We start from the raw sequence: 21,400 nt of genomic DNA, 5'->3' as shown, positions 1-21,400 counted from the left end.
CGGTACCGATGGGGGGGACGGACGGAGGATCCGTGCAGGCTGTGCCGCGCCCTTGGCGCATGCGCGGCCTGATGTCCAGAATTGCGGATCGCTGCGAGACAGGTTTGGCGAGTGCCGGATTTGACCGCGGACCGTGGCTGGCAGTTGCCTTTGGCGGCGGCATCGGTCTGTGGTTCCTGCTCCACACGCCGTGGCAATGGTCTGCAACCATTGGTGGGCTTGTTCTGGTTGCCCTTGCGGCGCTTGCCGCGTGGCGCGATCGTGATGAGCGCGCCTACCTCCTCGCTGCGACCATCGCCACGTCGCTCGTCCTCGCGGCAGGGATCGGGCTGGTCTGGGCGCGCTCCGAATTGATCGGGGCAGAACCAATCGAGCGACCGACGTTCGAACGGCTCGATGCCCGCATTCTCGAGCGCGAGGACCAGCCGGCGCGTGACCGCATCCGGCTCGTGTTAGCCGCTCGCGACGCCGAGGACGGGATTGCAAGAGCCTACCGCGTCAACGTTCCGCTGGATCAAGCGGATAGCGCGTTGCGGGAGGGCGTACGCGTCAGGGTGTCCGCGCGCCTTATGCCGCCTTCGCCGCCAATCGTACCGGGCGCCTACGACTTCGCGCGACGGGCCTGGTTCGATGGCTATGCGGCCACCGGCAGCGTTGTGGGGGATATCGAAATAGTAGAGGAGGCCGGCGGGGGCGGCGGCGAAGGCTGGATCGCGCAGGTTCAGCGGCACCTCTCGGCGCATGTTCGCGACCGTCTCGACGGCGCTCCCGGCGCGATCGCGGCGACTCTCGCCAGCGGCGATCGCGGGGCGATTTCCGAAGCGGACGAGGTGGCTATGCGGGATGCCGGCCTTACGCATCTGCTGTCGATCAGCGGCCTTCACGTGAGCGCAATCATCGCCGCGACCTATCTGATTGCGCTCAAGTTGCTGGCCCTATGGCAATGGCTTACGTTGCGCGTACGCCTGCCGATCGTGGCCGCTGCAATCGCTGCTCTTGCCGGGATCGCTTACACGCTCTTGACGGGGGCTCAGGTACCAACGGTGCGCAGCTGCATCGGCGCGATCTTGGTCCTGACGGCTCTGGCGCTTGGGCGCGAGCCGCTCTCTTTGCGCCTAGTCGCGGTCGCAGCAATCGCGGTGCTGCTCTTATGGCCGGAATCGCTTGTCGGACCGAGCTTCCAGATGAGCTTTGCCGCCGTGCTCGCCATCGTGGCACTTCACAATGCGAAGCCGTTTCGCGAATTTCTCGCGCCACGAGAGGAAAGCGGCCTGCGCCGCTTCGGCCGCCGGGCGTTGATGCTGTTCCTGACCGGCTTTGTCATCGAGCTCGCACTCATGCCGATTGTCCTGTTCCACTTCCACCGTGCGGGAATTTACGGGGCGGTCGCAAACCTCTTCGCGATCCCGCTCGTGACCTTCGTCTCGATGCCGCTCGTTGCCCTGGCTCTGGCGATGGATGTAGTCGGGTTGGGAGCTCCGGCCTGGTGGCTGGTCGGCAAATCGCTCGATGTACTGCTGTGGATCGCGCACATCGTTTCGGCTCAGCCGGGTGCGGTGAAGCTCGCCCCCAAGATGCCGATGGCGGCGATGGCGGTATTTGTCCTCGGCGCGCTCTGGTTGGCATTGTGGCATGGAAGAACACGGCTTTGGGGGGCGCTTCCCGTCGCCGTCGCTTCGGGATGGATGTGGGCGACGCCTGCCCCGGACATCGTGATCACGCGTGATGGGCGCGATGTGGGTATTGCCAGCGCGGATGGCCGGCTGCTGGTTTTGCGGGACAGCGAGGGCAGTTACGCCCAACAAAATCTGCGCGAAATTGCAGCGCTCGATGGCGAGCCCGTACCTTTAGCCGAATGGTTGGGCGCTCGGTGCAGCCGGGACTTTTGTAGCTTGCGTATCGAAAGGGATGGTCGAGATTGGGACGTGCTGATCGCGCGAAGCCGCGAACTTATCGAGGAGCGAGCGCTTGCCGCCGCCTGCGACAGGTCCGACATCGTCATCGCTGATCGCTTCCTGCCGCGCTCATGCAAGCCACGCTGGCTCAAGGCCGATCGCCGGTTTCTCGAGCGGGAAGGCGGTACCGGCATTTACCTTGCCGAAGAGCATATTGATACCGTGGCCGAAGGGCAAGGCGAGCACGGTTGGTTCCGCCCCTTCGTCCGGCGGAACGCGGGCTCCCAATAAAGACAACCTATGAAGGAAGAGAGGGCGCAGCCGACGCCGCGCCCTTCTTCCCAACTAAAACTGTCTCGTCGAGCGTCAGTGGTAGCGCCGGAGCAGACCGGCAAGCTTGCCCTGAACCTTCACTCGATGGGATTCATAAACCTGCGGTTCGTAGGCCCCATTCGCAGGATCGAGGCGGATCCGCCCGCCATCGCGGCGCAGGTACTTCAGCGTCGCTTCTTCATCGTCGACCAGCGCGACGACGATCTCTCCGTCGCGAGCGGTATCGGACCTTCGGACAAGTGCGAAATCACCGTCGAAAATGCCTGCCTCGACCATCGAATCGCCCGACACTTCGAGCGCATAATGTTCACCCGGTCCGAGCAGAGCGGCGGGAACCGGCATGCTCGCCTGGCCCTCGATCGCCTCGATCGGCGCGCCAGCCGCGATCCGGCCGTGTAGCGGCACGTCGATGATGTCGTTCGCCGGCTCCGGCGCGACGGATTTCGCCGTTACCGTGGCCGCCATGGTCGCGCCGGTATCGTTCACAGGCTTAGCTTGGCCGGCGCCTGTAACCGCGTCTTCGGGCAGCTTGACGACCTCGAGCGCCCGCGCACGGTTCGGCAGGCGACGGATAAAGCCGCGTTCCTCGAGAGCGGAAATCAGGCGGTGGACGCCGGACTTGCTCTTGAGGTCGAGCGCTTCCTTCATTTCCTCAAAACTGGGTGAAATGCCGGTTTCCTCCAGCCGTTGCTGGATGAAGCGGATCAATTCGTGTTGCTTGGCTGTCAGCATATCTGCGCAACTCCCGTGCCGCCTGTTCACAACCCTGTGAACGAATGTGGAACAATTAGGCAACGAATATCAGCAAGTCAAGCAATTCAGCCGTTTCGGACCTTTCTTGTCGAGAACAAGCGTTCGCGATACGTGCCAAAGCGCTGGGTCAGCCCTGAAGCAAGGCGCGCGTCGCAGTAGCGACGTCGGCTTGCCGCATCAGACTCTCGCCGACGAGGAAGCTACAGACACCGCTACGCGCGAGGCGCTGGCAATCGGCATGCGTCGCGATGCCGCTCTCACCGACAAGAAGGGCGTCCTCAGGGGCGAGGACTGCCAGCCGCTCGGTGGTCGCAAGATCGGTGGTAAAGGTCCGCAGATCCCGATTGTTGACGCCGATGAGCCGCGATTGAAGCGCCAGCGCGCGTTCCAGCTCCTGTTCGTCATGGACCTCGACCAAAACGTCCATCCCGCGTTCGATCGCGGCAGTTTCGATTTCGCGCATCGTCCCGTCATCCAGCGCGGCTACGATGATTAGTATCGCATCTGCGCCAAGCGCGCGAGCTTCGGCGACTTGCCAGGGGTCGATCATGAAGTCCTTGCGCAGGACCGGCAGATCGCAAGCCGCGCGGGCTTCGACCAGATAATCCTCGTGGCCCTGGAAGTAAGGCGCATCGGTCAGGACCGAGAGACAGGCCGCACCGCCATCGGCGTAATCGCGAGCGTGCTGCGCAGGGTGAAAATCCTCCCGGATCAGACCTTTGGACGGCGAAGCTTTCTTGATCTCGGCAATCAGGCCGAAGCCATTCTGCTGCGCGCGTTCCAGTGCGAAGCGAAAGCCGCGCGGCGGCGTTTGGTCCTTTGCTTGCGCATCAAGCGAGTCGAGCGAATGCTGCTGCTTGCGCTCGGCTACCTCACCAAGCTTGGTTTCGCAGATTTCGACCAGCTTGTTCATTGCGCGATCGCGATCCAGTCTGCCAGCAATTGCTGGGCAGCACCGCTGTCGATTGCTTCGCCAGCCATTTCGGCACCGGTCGTCCAGTCTTCGGTCTTGCCTGCCACGATCAAAGTAGCGGCGGCGTTGAACAGCACGGCGTCGCGATAGGGTCCGGGCGCGCCTAGCAATAGCGCCTCGAGTGCCTTGGCGTTGTGCGACGGGTCGCCGCCGCGGATCGCCTCGACCGGCGCGTGGGGCAGGTTTGCCTGCACCGGGTTCACCCGCCGCATCTCGAAATCGTTGCCGGTCACATCGGCCAGCTCGTTTCCACCGGCAATGCTAAGCTCGTCCAGCCCCTCGTCGCCCGAAGCGATGAAGGTACGCTCCGTGCCGAGCTTGGCTTTTGCCGCTGCGTAGATCGGCACATAGGCCGGGCGCGCGATCCCGATCAGCTGGCGTTTCACGCCTGCCGGGTTGGAGAGCGGGCCCATCAGGTTGAATATCGTGCGAACGCCGAGCTGCTGGCGGATAGGCTGTATCCGGCCCATCGCCGGATGATGGTTCTTTGCGAACAGGAAACAAATGCCTAGCTCGGCCAGTGACTTCTCTGCGGTTCTTCCCGCGGCTTCCATATTGAGACCGAGCGCTTCGAGTGTGTCTGCCGCGCCCGACTTGCTGCTCGCCGCCCGATTGCCGTGCTTGGCCACCGGAACGCCGCACGCCGCGACAAGCAGGCTGACTGCTGTGGAAACATTGAGCGTGTGGTGCCCGTCACCGCCCGTGCCGCAGCAATCGACCGTTCCTTTCGGCGCGTCGATCGGGATCAGCCGCGCCCGCAGGGCCCGCGCCGCGCCCGCGATCTCATCGGATGTTTCGCTGCGGGTGGACATCTCGCGCAGGAACCGGGCGATTTCCTCGTCGCTCGTCTCGCCATCGAGAATCCAGCCGAAGACCTCTTCGGCCTCCTGCTCGCCCAGACGCTGCTCTGCTGCGGGTAGCGTCCTCATGCCGGTACCTTTGCGTCGATTCCGCACAGCGAGAGGAAATTTGCGAGCAGCGCATGTCCGTGTTCGGTAGCGATGCTCTCGGGGTGGAATTGTACGCCGTGGATCGGCAAGTCGCGATGACGGAAACCCATCACGCTGCTGCCATCGAGGCCGGGCGTCGTGCTGGTAGCATTGACCGCGAGGCACTCGGGAATGTCCTCCACGATCAGCGAGTGATATCGGGTAGCTATAAAGGGTGACGGCAATCCGGCAAACACGCCGCTGGCGTCATGTTCCACCGGCGACGTCTTGCCATGCATCAGCCCGCCGCGAACGACCTTGCCGCCGAAATGCTGGCCGATCGCCTGATGTCCGAGGCAGACGCCGAGTAGCGGCTTGCCCGCATCTGCGCATCCCGCCACGAGGTTGAGACTGACGCCGGCCTCGTTCGGTGTGCAGGGACCGGGCGAGATCAGGAAACCCGCAGCGCCGCTGCTCATGGCCTGGTCCGCCGAAATGGCGTCATTGCGCACCACCTCCACTTCGGCGCCCATTTCCATCAGGTAATGGACGAGGTTAAAGGTGAAGCTGTCGTAATTGTCGATGACAAGGATGGAGCGGCTGTCGGTCATTGCGGAACGGTCAATGGCGGCACGGCTGCGGGCTTTCAAGCAACTTCAGCTGCCCGCGACGTCACGCCTGCTTGCCCACCAGCTTGTCGGTCGCCCGCACGAGGCCATCGATGATGCCCGGTTCTGCTGCGGAGTGTCCGGCATCATCCACGATCCACAATTCCGCTTCCGGCCAAGCTTTCTTGAGCGCCCAAGCGGATGTCGGCGGCGTGCAAATGTCGTGGCGGCCCTGAACGATAATTCCGGGTATGCCCGCCAGCGCGCTGACATTCTTGAGCAATTGCGCTTCCTCCAGGAAAAAATCTTCGAGGAAGAACTTCGCGCAAATCCGGGCGAAGGGCACGGCCTTCGCGGGATCGGCGAAGGTGTCCAGCAGGGCAGGATCTGGCAACAGTGTGGCGACATTGCCTTCCCACAGCGACCATTCGCGCGCGGCGGCAAGGCGTGTTTCCTCGTCATCGCTGGTCAGGCGCTTGTAATAGGCTTTCACCAGATCGCCACGCTCATCTTCGGGGATGAGGCCGGTAAACTGGTCCCATTGTTCGGCCATGATTTCGCTGGCGCCATATGTGTAGAGCCAGTCTTTCTCGGTCTGGCGCGCGAGGAATACGCCGCGCAGCACCAGCTCGCTCGTGCGGTCGGGATGGGTCTCGGCGTAGGTGAGGGCGAGTGTCGCGCCCCAGCTACCGCCGAAGACCTGCCACTTGTCATGCCCGCACATCTCGCGGAGGCGCTCGACATCGGCGACAATACGCCAGGTATCGTTATGCTCGATCTCGGCGAATGGCAGCGACTTGCCGCATCCGCGCTGGTCGAACAGCAGGACGTCGTAAAGCTCGGGGTCCCACTGGCGCCGATGATCGGGCGACATGCCGCCGCCCGGGCCGCCATGCAGGAAAACCGCAGGTTTCGCGCCGGGCGTGCCGACACGTTCGTAATAGAGCGAATGACCCTCGCCGACATCCAGGATCCCGGTTTCGTAGGGTTCGATCTCCGGATAGAGGCCACGGCGCTGTTCGGTCATTCGCTGTCCTTCTTTTCGACGACCACGATCGGGCCGATCGGCGCGCCGGTATCGAGGCGGTCGGTCGCCGGGTTCCACAATTGCGAGACGTTCCCGTCGAGGAACAGAGCATTGGGCGTCTTCAGTTCATCGCGATAGAAACGCGCGAGCTTGCCGAAGGAAATCGGCGCGTTCGAAATCACGAAATGGGCCCGGCCCTGCCCATCGACGCCGACTGCGTTGCGGATCAGCCGGGAAGGGCCGTCCTGCGTTATTTCAGGATGCAGCTTGCCGTCGATCACCAGCATCGGCCCGGACTGCGTGCCGAACTCCGGCCGCTCGGTCACATTGGCGAGGAAATCTTCGGTCGTGCGGACGTGCCATTCGCCCGCCGTGCCGTAGAACACGCCATTGGGCTTGAGGTGGAAATTGCCTTCGCCATCGGCTATATTGAGGGTTTCGAGCCGCTCCGAACCTTCAACGAAGTAACCGATTGGCTCGCCCTCGTCGTCATATATGCCGGCGTTCATTGCAAAGGCGACGCCGTTCTCGCCGCGTTGGCGCGAGAACGCAGTCAGGCTGCGATAGGGCGCTTCGCCCGACGGCCCAAGATCCATGCTTATGCGGTGGCGGACGGGATTCGCGAGGCAGTGGGTAAGGGGTGTGTCCTCGAAGATGATGGACCGGCATGCGCTTTCCACCGAGCTTGCGACGGTCGCCGTCTCGCTAGGCTCAGGCGAAGGCGATGGCGCCTGCCCATCAATCCTGGCACGAGCGACAGGTTCGCCGGCAGGTTGCTGTTCGCAAGCTATGAGGCTGCCGAGAGCGAGTAGGGCGATTGCAACCCTCACTGGCCGTATCCCGCTTCGTTTGCGAGCCGCACTGCGTCCTTTGCCGCGGCGAGCAGGGCGCCGGCCTTGGCTTCGCATTCGCGCTGCTCATAGGCTGGATCGCTGTCCGCCACGATGCCCGCCCCGGCCTGCACTTGCATGATCCCATCCTTCACCACGGCGGTGCGCAGGACAATGCAGCTGTCGACCGATCCGTCCGGCGCGAAATAGCCGACGCCGCCCGCGTAGGGGCCGCGCGTTGCAGGTTCCAGCTCGGCGATAATCTCGCAGGCGCGCACCTTGGGTGCACCGCTGACGGTGCCTGCCGGGAACCCGGCAAACAGCGCATCGAGCGCGTCCTTGCCCTCGGCAAGGCGCCCGACGACGTTGCTGACGATATGCATGACGTGGCTGTACCGTTCGACCGTAAAACTCTCCGTGACCTCGACGCTGCCGGCGTCCGCCACGCGCCCGACGTCGTTGCGCCCGAGATCGAGCAACATCAAGTGCTCTGCGCGCTCCTTCGGGTCGGCCAGAAGCGATTTCTCGGCGAGCCGATCCGCCTCCTGCGTCGTACCGCGCGGCCGGGTGCCGGCGATCGGGCGGATTGTCACCTCGCCTTCGCGCACCCGCACGAGAATTTCGGGGCTCGAGCCGACCACGGCGAAGCCGGGTAGGTCGAGAAAATAGAGGAAGGGCGACGGGTTGATGCGCCTGAGCGAACGATAGAGCGCCATGGGCGGCAATTCGAACGGCGAGGTGAATCGCTGCGAGAGGACGACCTGAAAGATATCCCCGGCCGCGATGTAGTCTTTCGCACGCAAGACCATTGCCTGATAATCGTCCGCATCGATAGTCGAGGTGAGCTGAGGTTCGATATGGTCGGGATACCGGTCGGCAGACTGTGACAGCGGCAGGGAGAGCTTCCGAAGAGCTTCGTCGATCCGCTCCTGCGCCAAATCTAGCGATCCGTCCGGCCAGACCGGCGCAATACAGAACAACGTGTCGCTGAGCCGGTCGAAGACGAGGATCACTGTCGGGCGGACGAAAAGCATGTCCGGCAAATCGACGTCGCTCTGCGGAGCCCGAAGAAGTTTCTCGACCAGGCCGATTGTCTCGTATCCGAAATAGCCGACGAGGCAGGCGAGGGCGGGCGGAAGCGCGACAGGCGTCGCACATTGGCAGTCCTGAGTTAGCGTGCGCAGCGCATCCATCGCGCCAATCTTGCACGGAACGAAAGCCTTGCGATCCGTCTGCCAATCGCGATTGATTTCCGCCTCGTCTCCACGCGCGCGGAACACCAAATCGGGTGCGATGCCGATCAGGCTATAGCGCCCGCGTGTCTCGCCACCCTCGACCGACTCGAGTACGAAATCGCCGCGCCCTTCCTCGAACAGCTTGAGCGCCGCGCTGACTGGCGTTTCGGTATCAGCTACGATGCTGCGCCAGACCAGCGCGGGACGACCCTCGCTCAGCTCGGCGCGCGCTTGGTCGAGGCCTTCGAGAGCGGTGGACAAGGGCGGCTCAGTTCGTGCCAAGCAGCTGGCGACGAACGGCTTCGATCGCGTCGTCGTTGCGCTCTACGCCGAGCTCTTCCCGCATCGCAAGCCGCAGCTGATCGGCATATTCCTCGCCGATCACCGGGCCGAGCTGGGTTTTGGCCTGGGCGATCATCGGATCGTCCTCGGCGATATCGTCCATGCTGATATCTTCCAGATTGACGATGAAGAATCCGATCTTTTGCGCGGCTTCGAGCTTCTTGGTGGTGCCTTCGGCCATGCTGAAAAGCAGGGCGAGCGGCGGCGGAATGCGGCGTTCGCGCTGGGCGGCAAGTTGCTCGCGCGTCAGATCGACGCTTTCGGGTGCCGGCAGATTCGTCTCTTCCTCCGCGACGGCGGCGGCAAGCGATGCGCCCCCACGAACGCGCTTCGTCACCCGGTCGGCAGCGGCTTGGGCGCGCTTCAGGCCTTCCGAAATGCGCCAGTTCGCCTCGACGCGATCCTTTATCTCGGCAAGGGGGGCCTTGGCCGATGCTGTAATCTGGGCCACTTCGTAGACGAGGTAGGTCTGCCCGCCTTCGAGAGGGGCGATTTCGGGCTCTTCCTCGTCCATCTGGAAAATGGTCTGCAGCGCGGGCGCCAACACTTCGGGAAGAGTTTCCTGCGTCTGGTAGATGCGGCCATTGGCAATAGCGGGTCGCGTGGTCGTCAGCTCGAGATCGAGCTCCTCGCTCACCTCGCGCAAGGTTGCACCATCGGCCAGCTGGTCGTCGATTTCGTTCGCAAGGTCGGCGAGCCCCTGGACACGCTTTTCTTCGCGCACGGCCGCGGCGACGTCTTCGCGGACTTGTGCAAGCGTCCGTGCGGCTCGTGTTTCGACGTTATCGATCCGCGCGATGTGCCAGCCGAGAGGACTGCGCGCTGGCTGCGTAATAGAGCCTTCTCTCGCCGAGAAATACGCCGCGGCGACGGCTTCGGAGGCCTGTGAGGTCAGCACCTCGCGATCGAGGCCCGTCAACGGCGTTGCTCGTAGCCCGGCTTCGCGCGCCACGGCATCGAAGCTTGCACCGCCTGCGATGCGCTCGCGCAGGGAATTGGCCGCAGCCTGTGTCGGCACGATGAGCTGGGTGACATCGCGCGTTTCGCTTGCTGCGTACTGTTCGCGGTCGGCCTCGTAGCGTTCGGCGATTTCCGCCTCGGTCGGCTCGACCCGGTCGCCCAGTGCACTGCTGTCGAACGTCGCGAAACGCACCACGCGCCGTTCGGGACGAATGAAATCGGCGCTGTTGGACTCGTAATAGGCCCTCAGCGTTGCGTCCGAGGGATCGCCGGTTGGCGCAAAACTCGCAGACGGGAGCAGGGCAATCGTCCCCTGACGACGCTCTTTAAGAAGCTGGGCGTATCGATAGGCAAGCTTGTCCGGAACGGTCGCGCCGAAGGTCGCCGGAACAAAAAGCTGCTGAGAGAGGAGGCCCGTGCCGAAATCCTCACGCGCCTGCGCGTCGGAAATTCGCGCCTGCGCCAGTGCCTGACGATAGACGTCTTCGCTGAAGTTCCCGTCGGCTCCGCGGAATGCCGGGAGCATGCGGATTTCGCTGTTCACCAGATTGTCGCCCGCCCGGATACCGTATTTCTCGGCATAGGCACGGATTGCAAAGCGATCGATCAGGGCATCGAGCGAGCGTTCCAGACCATTTTGCGCAAGAAAGCCTTCCATCGACAGCGTCGGATTTTCCTGCCTGACGCGATCGAGGCCGTTGTTCGCAGCCTGCACCAGATCGGCGGTCCCGATCTTCTCGCTGCCGACCACAGCCACCCGGTCGCCGCCTGCAACACCGCCGAAGGTACCGGTGCTCGATACGTCCGCGCTAGCAAAGGCGAGCGCGATCAGACCGAGAAAGGCGAGCGCGAAGGCAAGGCCGATCTTGGTCTTGAAGATATTGCGAAAGAAAGTGAGCATGAGTGCGGGCGGTCCCGAATAGACGTAGATCGATGGCTTCCGCAGCGAGCGGTCGCCCTTGGCGGCAGCCTTTATCCCCCCTGCGACCTCGCCGCAACAGGTTGCAAAGGGTTTTGACGCGCGAAGAAAGCTTGTCTAGCGGGGCGCAACACAACGCTCCTATAGCGAGCGGCCAATCATCTACTCTTCGCAGGAAATCGCAATGGCCGAACGGCCCTATATCGTTGGAAACTGGAAGATGTTCGGCACGCGGGCGATGCTTTCCGAAGCACGCGCGATCGATCGTGCCGCACAGCGCTACATGAAGGTGGAGGTCGCAGTCGCCCCTCCATACACGCTGATTCACGCCGTTCATCGCGAGGCCGAGCAGATCGGCGTCGGCGCGCAGGACTGCCATCCCGGGGCCGAGGGTCCGCATACGGGCGACATCAACGCCGCGATGGTGGCCGATGCCGGGGCGAAGTTCGTGATCGTCGGGCATAGCGAGCGGCGGCAGGACCATGGCGAGACGAATGAATTGATCAATGCGAAGATCGATTCGGCGATTGAAGCCGGTCTGCGCGTGATCCTGTGCTGCGGCGAATCCCTCGAGACTCGCGATGCGGGCGATGCCGAAGCTTTCGTCCTCGGCCAGATCAAATCCGCGCTCGGTTCGTTCGAGGATCCTGCCGAGCGCCTGACAATTGCCTACGAACCGATCTGGGCGATCGGCACCGGTCGCACGGCGACCTCTGCGGACATCGAAGCGATGCACAAGGCAATCCGCGGCTTGCTCGACGAGACTTACGGAGCCGAAGCATCGGCAGACGTTCGCATTCTCTACGGTGGTTCGGTCAAGCCCGAGAACGCGAAGGAAATCCTGTCGCTGCCCGAAGTGGGCGGGGCCCTCGTCGGTGGCGCGAGCTTGAGCGCCGAGAGCTTCCTCGGCATCGTCGTGGCAGCGTCGGAGACCGAGGACGCCTGAACTCCGCGCCGGCCCGGCACCCTTGCCGTTTGCAGCCTCGCAGCCTAGATGCGGGCGGCACATTTTTACCGAAGAGTATTCGAAGTCATGTTCCTGTTCCTCACCGTCCTCCAGGCCATCGTTGCCGCCGTGCTCGTTGGCGTGATCCTCATGCAGCGCTCAGAAGGGGGCGGTCTGGGTATCGGAGGCAGCCCTTCCGGCATGCTAAGCGCTCGCGGTGCAGCGGACTTCCTGACCCGGTCGACCAAGTGGCTCGCCGTGCTCTTCGTGATCCTGTCGATCGTGCTGGCAGCGGTAGCGGTCGAGACGACCAGCGCGGACTCGCTCGAATCGACGCTCGACAGGAATGTCACGCCCGCAGCACCGGCCGATCCGCTCGGCCCGGCAACGACCGGTGATTCTGCACCTGTCAGCGACGATCCGCTGGCCGGCTCGACCGAATAATCCAAACCAGATCGTGAAATTGTGGATTGCGCGGTACGAGCCGCGCAATCGCACGGCTTTGCGCTTGCACCGACTCCGATCATCAGCTTAAGGCCCGACTCCCATGGCGCGGTATATTTTCATCACCGGCGGCGTGGTCTCCTCGCTCGGCAAAGGTCTCATGGCAGCATCGCTTGCTGCCCTCCTGCAGGCGCGTGGCTACAAGGTCCGCATCCGTAAATTCGACCCCTATCTCAACGTCGATCCGGGCACGATGAGCCCGTATCAGCACGGCGAGGTCTATGTGACCGACGACGGGGCGGAGACCGACCTCGACCTGGGGCACTACGAACGGTTCACCGGCGTATCAGCCCATCAGGGTGACAACGTCACGTCGGGCCGGGTGTACCAGCAGATCATCGCCAAGGAGCGACGCGGCGACTATCTCGGCGCGACCGTGCAGGTAGTTCCGCACGTCACCGATGCGATCAAGGATTTCGCGCTTGCCGACCAAGGCGATCACGACTTCATTCTGTGCGAGATCGGCGGTACGGTGGGCGACATCGAGAGCCTGCCTTTCATGGAAGCCATCCGCCAGCTCAGGAACGAGCTTGAGCCGATGCAGTCGCTCAGCGTCCATGTGACCTTGGTTCCCTACATCGCCGCAGCAGGCGAGCTGAAGACCAAGCCGACCCAGCATTCGGTGCGCGAACTTGCCAGCCTAGGCATCAAGCCCGACGTCCTGCTTTGTCGTGCGGAACATCCGATCCCGGATAGCGAGCGCCAGAAAATCGCCAATTTCTGCAATGTGCGCAAGGAGGCGGTCATCCCGGCGCTGGATGCGCCTTCGATCTATTCCGTGCCGCTGCAATACCATGGCGAGGGCTTGGATACCGAAGTACTGCGCGGCTTCGGCATTACCGATGCGCCCGACCCGGACCTGTCGCGCTGGTACGATGTGGTCGATCGCCACTCGAATCCCGAAGGCGAGGTGACGATCGGCGTAGTGGGCAAGTATGTCGGCCTGCAGGACGCTTACAAGTCGCTCAACGAAGCGCTGATCCACGGCGGCATGGCTCACCGCGTCAAGGTCAACATCAAGTGGATCGATGCGGAGGTGTTCGAGCAGGGCGACAGCGACATCGCGGCGCAGCTCGAACCGATGCACGGCATCCTCGTACCCGGCGGTTTCGGCGAGCGCGGGTCGGAAGGCAAGATCGCGAGCGTTCGGTTCGCCCGCGAGCGGAAGGTACCGTTTCTCGGCATATGCCTCGGCATGCAAATGGCCTGCATCGAGGGCGCGCGCTCGGCGGGTTTCGACGGGGCCAGCTCGACCGAATTCGGTGAGACATCGGAACCAGTCGTCGGCATCATCACTGAGTGGATGACCGAAGAGGGGCTGCAAACCCGCGAAGCGGGCGGCGATCTGGGCGGGACCATGCGCCTGGGTGCTTATGAGGCGAAGCTTGCTGCGAACAGTCACGTGTCGGCTATCTACGGCGGTTGTAGCGACATCTCCGAGCGTCACCGCCATCGCTACGAGGTCAACGGAGCCTATATCGAGCCGCTGGAAAAACAGGGTCTGATCTTTTCGGGGATGTCCCCCGACGGGCTGCTGCCGGAAATCGTCGAGCGGCCCGATCATCCGTGGTTCGTGGGCGTGCAGTTCCACCCGGAACTCAAGTCCAAACCTTTCGACCCGCACCCGCTTTTCGCCGGATTTATCGGCGCTGCGCTCGAACAGGCGCGTCTTGTCTGAATCTTTTCGCGCTCGGCGAGTTCGTCAAGTCGTTGAAATCGTTAAGCCGACATTTTCGAGGCTTGTATAGACGCGACAAACCCCGAATTTCTGCGGAATTTCGGGTTTATCTTTTGATGTATCTGGTGCAGACTACAGTCGTTGTCGCAAAAAATATCGCGGCAATTCGAGATACTTGCGGTGCCGCCATGCGGTGGGGCTTTTCTCGAAGACGGTTGTCTTCTGCGACCCGGACGGCCGATTTCGAGGTAAGGCGGCGTTCAACGTCGCGGGGGCGGAACTTTCGTTCCGCCCCCTAAACGTTTGATCAGCAATTTCTCGAATTGAGCGCGGATCAGGCAGCGGCGCTGTCGTCCTCGTCATCCTTGACGATTTCGAGCGGCTTCTGCCCACCGATTGCGATCTTCTTCGGCTTCATCGCATCGGGCACTTCGCGCAGTAGATCGATGATGAGCAGGCCGTCGGCCAGATCGGCGTTTTCGACGCGGACGTAATCGGCCAGTTCGAAGCGCCGTTCGAAACCGCGGTTGGCGATGCCAACATGCAGCATTTCACCATCTACGCTCTCATCGCGCTTGCGGCCCTGCACCACGAGCAGGTTCTGCTGGGCGGTAATATCGAGATCTCCGGGGCGGAATCCGGCAACAGCCAGGGTTATGCGGTATTCGTCCTCGCCGCGACGCTCGATGTTGAAAGGGGGGTAATTGTCGCCGCCGGCATTGCGTGCCTGACGTTCCATCAGGTCGAAAAGGCGGTCGAAACCGACGGTCGAACGACGATATTGGGTCATATCCATACGATTCATTTGAACAAATCCTCTTGTGAGCGATTCATATAGGCGGGGCCCTTCGTGGCACCCCGTCGCCGCCACGATCCGTGGCGACACGATCAACATAGGTCCGGCGAAAGCGCTTTCAAGATTTCCTGGCGAGCGCTAGATCAGGGCCGGATTGCGAGGACATCGATGAGCCAACCCGACGTTACCATCTATACGAAATTCGGCTGCGGATACTGCGTTCGCGCCAAACGCCTGCTCGATGAGAAGGGTGTCGATTACACCGATCACGACATCACCATGGGCGGCCCCAAGCGCGCCGAGATGCTCGAGCGAGCACCCAATGCGCGCACGGTGCCGCAGATCTTCATCGGCGACACGCATGTCGGCGGCTCCGACGAGCTCGCAACGCTCGAACGCGAGGGTAAACTGGACGCGCTGCTGGAAGGCTGAATGTCGCGTATTGCCATGCTTCAGATGACGTCCGGCATCGATCCGGACGAAAACGCGCGCAGCATTTCGGACGCCGTGCGCGCGGCGAGCGACGGTGGCGCGGAAATGCTGTTCACGCCCGAGATGTCGGGCCTGCTCGATCGCGACCGTAAACGCGCAGAACCGAATATCAGGGCAGAGGCGGAGACGCCGGCGCTCGACGCAGCGCGAAACGCGGCAGCACAGGCTGGCCTGTGGGTTGCGCTCGGTTCGCTGGCTGTCGACACCGGGAATGGGCGCTGGGCCAATCGCGCCTTCGTCATCGCCCCGGATGGTTCGATCGCTGCGCGTTACGACAAGATACACATGTTCGATGTCGATCTCTCGACCGGAGAAAGCTGGCGGGAGTCCAATGCCTATGCCGCCGGAGATCAGGTGGTCACTGTCGAAGACACGCCGCTCGGACGACTAGGTTTGACCGTGTGTTACGACATCCGCTTTCCTGCGCTCTTCGAGGCCCTGGCCCAGCGCCGCTGCGATGCGATCGCGGTGCCGGCGGCTTTCACCGTTCCGACTGGCGAGGCGCATTGGCACGTCCTGCAACGCGCCCGCGCGATCGAGGCGAGCGCCTTCGTGGTGGCGGCTGCGCAGGTGGGCGAGCATGCCGACGGTCGCCGCACCTACGGACACAGCCTTGTAGTCGATCCGTGGGGTGAAGTCATGCTCGACATGGGCGGCGAGCGATCAGGAATAGCCTTCGCCGATCTCGACATGGCCCGGATCGCCGAAGTCCGCCGACAGGTCCCGAGCCTTGAAAATCGTCGGAAGATACCCTCTTAGGCTGCCGAGATGATAGTTTACGACCTCTCATGCAGCGAGGGCCATCGCTTCGAAGGCTGGTTCGGCTCGTCCTCCGACTACGACAGCCAACGCGAACGCGGGCTGCTTACATGCCCCGAATGTGGCTGCGGAGAAGTCGGAAAAGCACCCATGGCTCCGGCGGTTTCGGCGAAGGGTAATCGCACCGAGGCGCCGCGCCAAGCCGGGCCGAGTGGCGACGAAACAAAGCCTATGATCCGCGGGGAACTGCCGGCGGAGGTCAAGCAGGCTCTGGAAACTTTAGCGAAAGCGCAGGCCAAAGCGCTGGAGAAGAGCACCTGGGTCGGTGATAAATTCGCCGACAAGGCCCGCTCCATGCATTACGGCGAGACCGACGAGGCTCCTATCCACGGCAAGGCGACCAAGGACGAGGCCGAAGAAATGGTCGCCGAAGGCATAACCGTAGCGCCATTGCTGTTCCCGGTCGCTCCGCCCGACGAACTCAACTGATTGCCACTCGCTTTCTGTCTGCTAAACGCACCGCCGGGCGCCCGTAGCTCAGTCGGATAGAGCACCAGATTCCTAATCTGGGGGCCACAGGTTCGAATCCTGTCGGGCGCGCCACCTCACTTGCCATAGCGCTTCGCGTAGAATGCCAGCGCGGTGAGAACGCTCGAGAAGACCGCCAGCAGTATGCATGTGCCGGCCCATCCAAGCGCATCGTAGGCTGCTGTCCCGGCATAGCTGCCGAGCCCGCCGCCAATGAACATCAGCACGACATATATCGTGGTCAGGCGCGTGCGCAGATCAGGTCGCAGGGTGAGAAAGGTCATGCGGCCCGTAACATCAATTCCGGGCCCGACCAGATTGGCCAGGACCAGGGGAATGAGCAGCGTGATTACCGCGCCGCCGAGGGGCCAGAGCAACAGGACGCCGAACAGCTGGACGGCGGCGAAAATCGCGCGGGCCTTACGCGCGCCAACCTCGTCCGCCCAGCGGCCGAGCCGCGGCGTCGAGAAAATGCTGACCGCCGCGATTCCGGCGAGATAGCCTACCATATCGGTGCCATAGCCCATCTCCGGCGAGGTCAGATGCAGCGCGAGAGCGAGCCACAGCGCGATAAACTGGCCGAAGTTGAGTGCCTGAATTGCACCGGAGATCAGGATTTCCCGGTAGTCCCTGATCAGCGGAAAAACGGTCAGGAGAAGCGCGCCGTAGCCTTCGCGGCGCGCCGCATCGCGCTCGCCTCCTTCCATCAGCCGGGGGAGGGCAATGGTCACGGCCAGCATCAAGGCAGTCGCAATCCAGTAGACCGCGCGCCAGTCGACATATTCGGCGATCACGCCCGCTCCGACCCGGGCGATCAGGATGCCGAGGATGACCCCTGCCGTCAGCAAGGCCATGACCTGCCCGAGCCGCTCGGGAGCGACCCTCTTGGAGGCGTAGGCCGGAAGCAAATAGGGTGCGATGGTGAAGAAGCCGAGAAGCGTCGATCCAGCAACGAAAAGTACAAAACTTCCGGCCAGCGTCATCAGCGCCAACGAGGCCGTCTGGCCTGCAGCGAACATAATCGTAAGGCGCCGATTCGAAATGCGATCGCCGAGCGGGAGCAACAGAAAGATGCCTATCGCAAGCGCCAATTGGTTGAGCGCCGGCACCAGGCCGATGCGCGCGTGGCTGACGCCGAAGTGGTCCGCCACGTCGCCGATGATGGGATGGATGTAATAGGCATTGGCCGTCACGACCGCGACGGCGACGCAAAGCGAAAATTCTTGTGCGCGGGTCAGGCGCGACAGTTCGTTCAAGCGAGGTGGCCCGCCCTGCGTGCCATGGCGATCACGCCCTCGGCGAGAGCTTCGGGCTGGTCTTCCTGACAGAAATGGCCGCAGGTCGGCAAAATCCGGTGCGGCTGTCCCTCGGTGCCGGCGATGCGATCGATCAGGAATTTCTCGCTACCCTTGGTGACCGGATCTTCTTCACCGAAAAGCGTCAGGAAGGGCTTGTCGTAAGCCGCGAGTGCCGGCCAAGCGGCTTTGTTGTCCTCGACGCCCAGCATGCCATCCTCCACCGGGACGAGGCTCGGGAAGGCGCGCGCCCCGGCCTTATGGGCCTCGGTCGGGAAGGGCGCATCGTAAGCGGCGATCTCCGCCTCGCTTCGCTCGGTCGCTGTCGCCCGGTCGAGCAGCGCGCCAATGCGGAAATCGGGCGAGTTGCGGGAGAATTCGCGCCACGCGAGGAAGGCCTGAGACGGAGTGCCGCCCGCTGGCAGGAAGGTGTTGCTCGCTACGACGCAGGCGAAGAGGTCCGGATCGTGCGCCAGCATGCGCAGGCCGAGTAGGCCGCCCCAGTCCTGGACGAACAGGGCGGCTGGCCGCGGTTCGACCGCGCTGCGCCACTGCTTCAGCCAATCGACATGGCGCGCATAGGTGTAGTAGTCGATATCGTCCGGTTTGTCGCTCTTTCCGAAGCCGATGAGGTCCGGCGCGAGGACCCGCAACCCGGCATCTGCGAGGATCGGAATCATTTTGCGATAGAGAAACGACCAGCTCGGCTCGCCATGGAAAAGCAGGACCGGCGGAGCGTCCTTCGGCCCCTCGTCGACGTAATGCTGGCGGGCGGTCAGCCCATCGCCCAGATCCACCTCGAACCAGTTTTCCGCGAAGGGGTAGTCGGGGATGTCAGCGAACCGTTCGGACGGCGTGCGCAGGATTTCTATGGTTACCTCCCTCGGGGCAAACCGCGATCCAAACAGGCTCGCGAGATCAGTCCTTCATCGAAACCCTTACGGCGTCTTCTTCGTCGTGTCACCCAGCTGGCTGACCGGGACCGTTTCCTTGAACGTGTGCGTGACATAGGGGAACGGGATCTCGATGCTGGCTTCGTCGAGCGCGGCCTTGATCGCGCGGACGACCTTGTCCTTGCTTTCCCATCCGGCCCGCGGTGTCGATCCCGCCCACCAGCGCACGAGGAAATCGACAGAACTGGAATTGAACTCCTGCGCAAAGATGTCGACGCCTTTGCTGGCGAGCACATCGTCGACGTCTTCCACCGCACGGCGGATCACATCGGCGGCATGATCGAGCTGCGTATCGTAAGACACGCCGACCACCACCTCATGACGGCGCTGATCGACATCGGTGAAAATCTCGACCGGATTCTTGAAGAGGATGGAGTTAGGGACGACTGTCAGTTCGCCGGAAAGCTTGCGCACATGCGTTTCGCGCAAGGTGATGTGCTCGACCTTGCCGGTGATGCCTTCGCATTCGATGATGTCGCCGATGCGCATCTTCTCGCGCACCATTATCAGCACACCCGCGAGGAAGTTCTCGAAAATATCCTGGAAGGCGAAGCCGATCGCGACGGCACCGATGCCGAGCCCGGCGAGCAGGCTGGCCGGGGTGAGATCGGGCATCACAACGACCGCGGCGATGAACAGGCCGATCAGCCAGATGCCGAGCTTCACCAGCGTGTCGATCAGATTCTTCAGGCTCGCACGGATTTCCGTGCGGCCGACGATCATGTCCGAAATGCGGACGGCAAACCGGGCTACGATCCAAGTGACGAAAAGTATGACGAGCGCAATGGCTATGCTGGGCAGGGCTTCGATAAACCCGGTTCCCATGTCCTGCAGCTGGTCGCGCAGCGTGCCGATGTAATTCACGTGTATGGAACTCCCTTTGCGGGGCAACGCCGAATGGCTGCAAAGGGTTCCGGCGACACTCAGCCGGTCCGAACAGCGCCGTTACTTCGCGGCGTGCTCCTGGCGTGCGAGTTCGTGCAGCCAGTCGGCATGCCGGGGTGCCTTCTTCGTCTGGCTCCATTCTTCCAGCATCATCGGCGCGACGCGCTTGAGTTCCGCATATTGCTCGTGGGTCCCGATATCGGTTGCCAGTTCGACGCGGTGGCCGTTGGGATCGAAAAAGTAGATCGACTTGAAGATGCCGTGATGCGTCGGACCCAGCACATCGATACCGAGGCTTTCGACATGCTCCTTGGCAGCCAGCAGTTCGTCCTCGCTATCTACCTTGAAGGCGAGATGCTGGACCCACTGCGGCGTGTTCTCGTCGCGGCCCATGTCCTTCTGGTTGGGCAATTCGAAGAAAGCGAGGATGTTGCCGTTACCTGCATCGAGGAAGACGTGCATGTATGGGTCGTATTCGCCGGTCGAGGGTACATGGTCTTCGGCGAAGGCTGTCGTGTAGTCCATGCCGAGGACCTCGCCGTACCACTCGACGGTTTCCTTGGCGTCCTTGCACCGATAGGCGGCGTGGTGAACGCCGCTTAGCTTGACGGGGTGGGGTGCTGTCTCGCTCATTCCGCAGGCTCCGCTTCGACCGTTTCCGCATCCTCGACGCTCAGCACACCGCGCTTGATCTGGTCGCGCTCCATGCTCTCGAAAAGGGCCTTGAAATTGCCTTCGCCGAACCCTTCGTCGCCCTTGCGCTGAATGAATTCGAAGAACACCGGGCCGACTTGTGCCTCAGCGAAAATTTGGAGCAGCAGGCGGGGCTGGCCGCCTTCGGTCGTGCCATCGAGCAGGATGCCGCGCATCTTGAGCTCGTTCACGTCCTCGCCGTGGTCGGGCAGGCGTTCTTCCAGCATTTCGTAATAGGTTTCCGGCGGCGCAGTCATGAACGGCACGCCGAGGTCCTTGAGGTTGTCCCAGCACTTGACGAGATCGTCGCAGATGAGCGCGATGTGCTGAATGCCTTCGCCATTGAATTCCTTGAGGAACTCTTCGATCTGGCCCTTGCCGCCTTCGCCTTCCTCGTTGAGCGGGATGCGGATTTTTCCGTCTGGCGCGGTCAGCGCCTTGGAGGTGAGGCCGGTATATTCGCCCTTGATGTCGAAGAAGCGGATTTCGCGGAAGTTGAAGAGCGTCTCGTAATAGTCCGCCCAGTATTTCATGCGCCCGTTGTAAACGTTGTGCGTGAGGTGATCGATGACGTTGAAGCCCGCACCGTCGGGGAATTTCTCGACGCGCGGCAAATATTCGAAGTCGATGTCGTAGATCGAAAGGCCTACGCCGTCGTCATCGGCATAGCGGTCAATCAGATAGACGATCGCGCCGCCGATCCCGCGGATCGCAGGAATGCGCAGTTCCATCGGCCCGGTCTCGACCTGCACCGGCTCCGCCCCCCGCGCGAGCAATTCGTCATAGGCTTTCTTCGCGTCGCGGACGCGGAAGCCCATGCCGCAGGCCGACGCGCCGTGCTCGCGCGCGAAGAACCATGCGGCGCTGCGCGGTTCGTAATTGAGGATGAGGTTGATTCCGCCCTGGCGCCACAGATGCACGTCTTTCGACCGGTGCGTGGCGACGTGGGTAAAGCCCATTGCTTCGAAGACCGGCTCGATCGCGCCCTTTTCCGGAGCGCAGAATTCGACGAATTCGAAGCCGTCGAGGCCAATGGGGTTTTCGAAGAGATCGGGCATTTCGGTCCT

At 62.6% G+C, this 21,400-nt stretch carries 21 protein-coding genes and 1 tRNA gene; 8 read left to right on the top strand and 14 right to left on the bottom strand.

Annotated features, from left to right (window positions below; genetic code table 11):
- The first annotated feature begins 71 nt into the window (after positions 1-71).
- Entirely contained in the window at positions 72-2,186 is a 2,115-nt protein-coding gene (locus Q9K02_RS09230) for a ComEC/Rec2 family competence protein (RefSeq protein ID WP_305932634.1), read from the top strand.
- A gap of 75 nt (positions 2,187-2,261) precedes the next feature.
- Here the strand turns inward: Q9K02_RS09230 and lexA are convergent, their stop codons facing one another.
- From lexA to Q9K02_RS09190, 8 genes are all read right to left on the bottom strand, one after another.
- Positions 2,262-2,960 (bottom strand): transcriptional repressor LexA, encoded by a 699-nt coding sequence (lexA, locus tag Q9K02_RS09225; RefSeq protein ID WP_305932633.1) that lies wholly within the window; start codon positions 2,958-2,960, stop codon positions 2,262-2,264.
- A 148-nt stretch (positions 2,961-3,108) separates the two neighbouring features.
- Positions 3,109-3,894 (bottom strand): indole-3-glycerol phosphate synthase TrpC, encoded by a 786-nt coding sequence (gene trpC, locus Q9K02_RS09220; RefSeq protein WP_305932632.1) that lies wholly within the window; start codon positions 3,892-3,894, stop codon positions 3,109-3,111.
- Complete coding sequence (gene trpD / locus Q9K02_RS09215) at positions 3,891-4,883, bottom strand: anthranilate phosphoribosyltransferase (protein ID WP_305932631.1); 993 nt, start codon at positions 4,881-4,883, stop codon at positions 3,891-3,893. The genes trpC and trpD overlap by 4 nt, the downstream gene beginning before the upstream one ends.
- Entirely contained in the window at positions 4,880-5,494 is a 615-nt protein-coding gene (locus Q9K02_RS09210; protein WP_305932630.1) for an anthranilate synthase component II, read from the bottom strand. Before Q9K02_RS09210 ends, trpD begins: the two co-directional genes overlap by 4 nt.
- A 61-nt stretch (positions 5,495-5,555) precedes the next feature.
- The gene (pip, locus tag Q9K02_RS09205) at positions 5,556-6,518 is read right to left on the bottom strand and encodes a prolyl aminopeptidase (protein WP_305932629.1); all 963 of its coding nucleotides are present in this window, start codon (positions 6,516-6,518) and stop codon (positions 5,556-5,558) included.
- Positions 6,515-7,114 (bottom strand): phosphodiester glycosidase family protein, encoded by a 600-nt coding sequence (locus Q9K02_RS09200; RefSeq protein ID WP_340310086.1) that lies wholly within the window; start codon positions 7,112-7,114, stop codon positions 6,515-6,517. Before Q9K02_RS09200 ends, pip begins: the two co-directional genes overlap by 4 nt.
- A 230-nt stretch (positions 7,115-7,344) precedes the next feature.
- Entirely contained in the window at positions 7,345-8,844 is a 1,500-nt protein-coding gene (gene trpE / locus Q9K02_RS09195; protein ID WP_305932627.1) for an anthranilate synthase component I, read from the bottom strand.
- A gap of 7 nt (positions 8,845-8,851) precedes the next feature.
- Complete coding sequence (locus tag Q9K02_RS09190) at positions 8,852-10,786, bottom strand: peptidylprolyl isomerase (protein WP_305932626.1); 1,935 nt, start codon at positions 10,784-10,786, stop codon at positions 8,852-8,854.
- Between the two features lie 202 nt (positions 10,787-10,988).
- On the opposite strand from Q9K02_RS09190, the gene tpiA reads away from it, so the two are divergent.
- From tpiA to Q9K02_RS09175, 3 genes are all read left to right on the top strand, one after another.
- Positions 10,989-11,750 (top strand): triose-phosphate isomerase, encoded by a 762-nt coding sequence (gene tpiA / locus Q9K02_RS09185; RefSeq protein WP_305932625.1) that lies wholly within the window; start codon positions 10,989-10,991, stop codon positions 11,748-11,750.
- A gap of 87 nt (positions 11,751-11,837) precedes the next feature.
- Positions 11,838-12,194: a preprotein translocase subunit SecG gene (secG, locus tag Q9K02_RS09180; RefSeq protein WP_305932624.1), complete on the top strand. Its 357-nt coding sequence runs from the start codon at positions 11,838-11,840 to the stop codon at positions 12,192-12,194.
- Between the two features lie 103 nt (positions 12,195-12,297).
- Positions 12,298-13,932, top strand: coding sequence for a CTP synthase (locus tag Q9K02_RS09175; RefSeq protein ID WP_305932623.1), 1,635 nt, complete (start codon positions 12,298-12,300; stop codon positions 13,930-13,932).
- Positions 13,933-14,266: 334 nt separating this feature from the next.
- Here Q9K02_RS09175 and Q9K02_RS09170 read toward each other — a convergent pair whose 3' ends face one another.
- On the bottom strand, positions 14,267-14,737 hold the full coding sequence (locus Q9K02_RS09170; RefSeq protein WP_305932622.1) for an Hsp20 family protein: 471 nt from the start codon (positions 14,735-14,737) through the stop codon (positions 14,267-14,269).
- A gap of 159 nt (positions 14,738-14,896) precedes the next feature.
- Here Q9K02_RS09170 and grxC point away from each other — a divergent pair, with 159 nt between their 5' ends.
- From grxC to Q9K02_RS09150, 4 genes are all read left to right on the top strand, one after another.
- A complete protein-coding gene (gene grxC / locus Q9K02_RS09165) occupies positions 14,897-15,160 on the top strand; it encodes a glutaredoxin 3 (protein WP_305932621.1) in 264 nt (87 codons plus the stop codon).
- A complete protein-coding gene (locus Q9K02_RS09160) occupies positions 15,161-15,979 on the top strand; it encodes a carbon-nitrogen hydrolase family protein (RefSeq protein ID WP_305932620.1) in 819 nt (272 codons plus the stop codon).
- A gap of 9 nt (positions 15,980-15,988) precedes the next feature.
- Positions 15,989-16,468, top strand: a complete 480-nt coding sequence (locus tag Q9K02_RS09155; RefSeq protein ID WP_305932619.1) for a DUF1178 family protein — start codon at positions 15,989-15,991, stop codon at positions 16,466-16,468.
- A gap of 37 nt (positions 16,469-16,505) precedes the next feature.
- Positions 16,506-16,582: transfer RNA gene (locus Q9K02_RS09150), tRNA-Arg, on the top strand.
- A gap of 2 nt (positions 16,583-16,584) precedes the next feature.
- Here Q9K02_RS09150 and Q9K02_RS09145 read toward each other — a convergent pair.
- The 5 genes from Q9K02_RS09145 to hppD all read right to left on the bottom strand — a co-directional run bounded on the left by Q9K02_RS09145 (position 16,585) and on the right by hppD (position 21,391).
- Positions 16,585-17,763 carry an MFS transporter gene (locus tag Q9K02_RS09145; protein WP_305932618.1) on the bottom strand — a complete coding sequence of 393 codons (1,179 nt, stop codon included), beginning with the start codon at positions 17,761-17,763 and terminating at the stop codon, positions 16,585-16,587.
- Entirely contained in the window at positions 17,760-18,665 is a 906-nt protein-coding gene (locus Q9K02_RS09140) for a haloalkane dehalogenase (protein ID WP_340310340.1), read from the bottom strand. Before Q9K02_RS09140 ends, Q9K02_RS09145 begins: the two co-directional genes overlap by 4 nt.
- A gap of 75 nt (positions 18,666-18,740) precedes the next feature.
- Positions 18,741-19,619 (bottom strand): mechanosensitive ion channel family protein, encoded by an 879-nt coding sequence (locus Q9K02_RS09135; protein ID WP_305932617.1) that lies wholly within the window; start codon positions 19,617-19,619, stop codon positions 18,741-18,743.
- A gap of 81 nt (positions 19,620-19,700) precedes the next feature.
- On the bottom strand, positions 19,701-20,273 hold the full coding sequence (locus Q9K02_RS09130) for a VOC family protein (protein ID WP_305932616.1): 573 nt from the start codon (positions 20,271-20,273) through the stop codon (positions 19,701-19,703).
- Complete coding sequence (gene hppD, locus Q9K02_RS09125; RefSeq protein WP_305932615.1) at positions 20,270-21,391, bottom strand: 4-hydroxyphenylpyruvate dioxygenase; 1,122 nt, start codon at positions 21,389-21,391, stop codon at positions 20,270-20,272. The genes Q9K02_RS09130 and hppD overlap by 4 nt, the downstream gene beginning before the upstream one ends.
- Between the last annotated feature and the right edge of the window lie 9 nt (positions 21,392-21,400).

The organism is Qipengyuania profundimaris, from assembly GCF_030717945.1.
GTDB lineage: Bacteria > Pseudomonadota > Alphaproteobacteria > Sphingomonadales > Sphingomonadaceae > Qipengyuania > Qipengyuania profundimaris.
The sequence above is the reverse complement of the archived record's forward strand: the minus strand, read 5'-3'. Positions and strand labels throughout refer to the sequence as shown.